Here is a 3,975-nt window from a genome sequence, read left to right as displayed (position 1 = left end):
GTTCTCGACACAAGCCACCTCACTTGTCCGTTGTCTTGAGCGTCCTGGTGCGCTGGTCCTGACCCCTGTTCGGCACATTGCATACAGTCGACGAATACTGTATGAAGATTGTTATCCCGCATCCGGTGGGTGATGTCCAGGGGGCGTGCAGCACTTTTCAGTCGTGCATCACTTTCAGACGGGAGCCTCATCATGGACCTGTACGAGCATCAGGCCCGGGCCCTCTTCGAGGAACACGGAATCCCGGTGCCGAGGGCGGAGGTCACCGACTCGCCCCAGGAGGCCCGTGCGATCGCCCGCAGGCTCGGCGGCAGTGTCGTCGTCAAGGCGCAGGTCAAGACCGGTGGCCGGGGCAAGGCAGGCGGGGTGCGGCTCGCCGCCGACCCCGTCGGGGCCGAGCAGACGGCACGCCGGATCCTCGGCATGGACATCAAAGGACACAGGGTCGGCACGGTCATGCTGGCCCAGCCGGTCGACATCGAGAGCGAGTTCTACGTCGCCTACGTCCTCGACCGGGCCGCGGGACGCTTCCTCGCCGTCGCCTCGGCGGAGGGCGGCATGGACATAGAGGAGGTCGCAGCGGTCCGCCCGGAGGCGGTCGCCCGGATACCCGTCGACCCCGCCGAGGGCGTCACCTCGGCGAAGGCGACCGAGATCGCCGACGCGGCCGGCCTGCCACCGCAGACCGTCGACGTCCTCGTACGGCTGTGGGAGGTCCTGGTCCGCCGGGACGCCCTCCTCGTCGAGGTCAACCCGCTCGTGCGCACCCGGCAGGGGCACTTCCTCGCCCTCGACGGCAAGGTCACCCTCGACGACAACGCCCTCTTCCGGCAGTCGCACGGGAGCGGCGGGAACACCGCCCACGACGACCCGCTGGAGGCGGCGGCCGCCGCCAAGGGCCTCAACTACGTGAAGCTCGACGGCGAGGTCGGCATCATCGGCAACGGCGCCGGACTGGTCATGTCCACCCTCGACGTGGTCGCCGGCTGCGGAGCCCGCCCCGCCAACTTCCTCGACATCGGCGGCGGCGCCTCCGCCCAGGTCATGGCCGACGGACTGACCGTCATCCTGTCGGACCCGGCCGTGAAGTCCGTGTTCGTCAACGTCTTCGGCGGCATCACCGCCTGCGACGCGGTCGCCGACGGCATCGTGCGGGCCCTGGACGAGGTACGGCTCACCAAGCCGCTCGTCGTACGCCTCGACGGCAACAACGCCGCCCGCGGCCGGGCCGTCCTCGACCGGCGCGCCCACCCCCTGGTCCAACAGGCCACCACCATGGACGGCGCCGCCCGCCGGGCCGCCGAACTCGCCCACACCAGTTGAAGGAGCGGGACATGGCCATCTTCCTGACCAAGGAGTCCAGGGTCCTCGTCCAGGGCATGACCGGCGGCGAGGGCATGAAGCACACGCGCCGCATGCTCGCCGCCGGCACCGACGTCGTCGGCGGCGTCAACCCGCGCAAGGCCGGCCAGGCCGTCGACTTCGACGGCCGTGTCGTCCCCGTCTTCGGATCGGTCGCCGACGGCATGCGGGCGACCGGAGCCGACGTCACCGTCGTCTTCGTACCGCCCGCCTTCGCCAAGGCGGCCGTCGTCGAGGCCGCGGACGCCGGGATCGGCCTCGCCGTCGTCATCACCGAGGGCATCCCCGTCCACGACTCCGTCGCCTTCACCTCGTACGCGAGGAAGAGGGGGACCCGGATCGTGGGACCCAACTGCCCGGGCCTCATCACGCCCGGCCAGTCCAACGCCGGCATCATCCCGGCGGACATCACCAGGTCCGGCCGGGTCGGGCTGGTGTCCAAGTCGGGCACCCTCACCTACCAGCTCATGTACGAGCTGCGCGAGACCGGCTTCTCCACGTGTGTCGGCATCGGCGGGGACCCCGTCGTCGGCACCACCCACATCGACTGCCTGGCCGCCTTCCAGGACGACCCCGACACCGAACTGATCGTTCTCATCGGGGAGATCGGCGGCGACGCCGAGGAACGGGCGGCCGCCTACATCCGAGAGCACGTCACCAAACCCGTCGTCGGCTACATCGCCGGATTCACCGCCCCCGAGGGCCGGACCATGGGCCACGCCGGCGCCATCGTGTCCGGTTCCGCGGGCACGGCCCAGGCGAAGAAGGCGGCGCTGGAGGCGGTCGGCGTCAAGGTCGGGAACACCCCCACCGAGACCGCCCGCCTCGTGCTCACCCTGCTGGACACGGCCCGCGAGGCCCCCCGGGCCTGACCCGGACCCACCCGGCGGCGCACGGAGCCCGCTCCGGCCCCGCCGCGTTCCCCCGTACCCCGCCCCCGACTGTGCACCGAGAGCGGAGACAGCGCATGACCACCACCCTCGACTCCACCCACCTCGTGGTGAAGTCCGGAACCTCCTGGAACGACGCCTGGCAACGCTGCCTCGCCGTCGCCCCCGAGGCCTTCCGGGACGACCGCGTCCTCAACCTCTGGGCCTCCGCCTGGCGGGCCGACGGCCGGGCCCTGCCCGCCACCAGCCCCGTCGACGGCAGCCCGATCGCCGGCCCGCCGCGCCTGGACCGGGAAGCCGCCCACCAGGCCGTCCGCGCCTCCCTCGACCAGCACCGCGCCTGGCGGCACATACGCCTCGACGAACGCCGGGCCCGCGTCGCCGCCACCCTCGACGCCCTCACCCAGCACCGCGAACTCCTCGCGCTCCTGCTGGTCTGGGAGATCGGCAAGCCCTGGCGGCTCGCGCAGGCAGACGTCGACCGGGCCATCGACGGAGTCCGCTGGTACGTCGACGGCATCGAACCGATGGTCGAGGGCCGCTCCCCGCTGGACGGCCCGGTGTCCAACATCGCGAGCTGGAACTACCCGATGAGCGTGCTCGTCCACGCCATGCTGGTGCAGGCACTGGCGGGCAACGCGGTCATCGCCAAGACCCCCACCGACGGCGGCGTCGCCTGCCTCACCCTGGCCTGCGCGCTCGCCGCCCGCGAGGGCATCCCCGTCACCCTCGTCAGCGGCAGCGGACGAGAACTGTCCGAGGCGCTGGTGCGGGCGCCCGAGATCGGCTGCGTCTCCTTCGTCGGGGGCCGCGACACCGGTGCCGCCGTCGCCACGGCCGTCGCCGACCTCGGCAAGCGGCACGTCCTCGAACAGGAGGGACTCAACACCTGGGGCATCTGGAACTACACCGACTGGGACGCGCTCACCGCCGTCATCCCCAAGCTCTTCGACTACGGCAAGCAGCGCTGCACCGCCTACCCGCGGTTCGTCGTCCAGCGCGAGCTGTTCGACGAGTTCCTGACCGCCTACCTCCCCGCGGTGCGCACCCTGCGCCTCGGCCACCCGCTCGCCGTCGAGCACCCGGACGACCCCTACCCGGCACTGGACTTCGGGCCGGTGATCAACGCGGCCAAGGCGAAGGAACTCCGCGACCAGGTCGCCGAGGCCATCAGCCGCGGAGCCGTCCCCGTGCACCGCGGCAGCGAGGCGGACGCCCGCTTCCTGCCCGGCCAGGACACCTCGGCATACGTCCAGCCGGTCACGCTCCTGAACCCGCCCCGCTCCTCGCCGCTGCACCACGCGGAACCCTTCGGCCCGGTCGACACCATCGTCCTGGTCGACACGGAGGCGGAACTGCTGGCCGGGATGAACGCCTCCAACGGCGCCCTGGTCGCCACCCTGTCCACCGACGACCGGGCCACCTTCGACCGGCTCGCCCCGCAGATCCGCGCCTTCAAGGTCGGGCACGGCAAGCCGCGCTCCCGCGGCGACCGCGACGAATTGTTCGGCGGCTTCGGCGCCTCCTGGCGCGGCGCCTTCGTCGGCGGCGAACTGCTCGTGCGCGCCGTCACCCGGGGCCCGGCGGGCGAGCGGCTGCCCGGCAACTTCCCCGAGTACCAGCTCATGCCGTGAGACGAGCCTGGGCGGCGCCGACGGGAGGCGCCGCCCGGACACCGGCGAACACACGACGACGCAGGGATTGGGGTGACGAGCATGACGCT

General features: G+C 71.9%; 3 protein-coding genes. All 3 read left to right on the top strand.

Annotated features, from left to right (window positions below):
* Positions 1-192: 192 nt before the first annotated feature.
* The 3 genes from sucC to ACZ66S_RS40535 all read left to right on the top strand — a co-directional run bounded on the left by sucC (position 193) and on the right by ACZ66S_RS40535 (position 3,886).
* The gene (sucC, locus tag ACZ66S_RS40545; protein ID WP_469906605.1) at positions 193-1,323 is read left to right on the top strand and encodes an ADP-forming succinate--CoA ligase subunit beta; all 1,131 of its coding nucleotides are present in this window, start codon (positions 193-195) and stop codon (positions 1,321-1,323) included.
* A gap of 11 nt (positions 1,324-1,334) precedes the next feature.
* Positions 1,335-2,234 (top strand): succinate--CoA ligase subunit alpha, encoded by a 900-nt coding sequence (gene sucD, locus ACZ66S_RS40540; RefSeq protein WP_469906604.1) that lies wholly within the window; start codon positions 1,335-1,337, stop codon positions 2,232-2,234.
* Between the two features lie 95 nt (positions 2,235-2,329).
* Entirely contained in the window at positions 2,330-3,886 is a 1,557-nt protein-coding gene (locus ACZ66S_RS40535) for an aldehyde dehydrogenase family protein (RefSeq protein ID WP_469906603.1), read from the top strand.
* Positions 3,887-3,975: the final 89 nt, after the last annotated feature.

Source organism: Streptomyces sp. NPDC107471, from assembly GCF_055582845.1.
Note: the sequence above shows the minus strand (reverse complement) of the source record. Positions and strands in the feature narration are given on the sequence as shown.

Bases quoted from the DNA above. Each gene is read 5' to 3' on its own strand.
- sucC (WP_469906605.1), top strand. From the start codon at position 193: ATGGACCTGTACGAGCATCAGGCCCGGGCCCTCTTCGAGGAACACGGA.
- ACZ66S_RS40535 (WP_469906603.1), top strand. From the start codon at position 2,330: ATGACCACCACCCTCGACTCCACCCACCTCGTGGTGAAGTCCGGAACC.
- sucD (WP_469906604.1), top strand. From the start codon at position 1,335: ATGGCCATCTTCCTGACCAAGGAGTCCAGGGTCCTCGTCCAGGGCATG.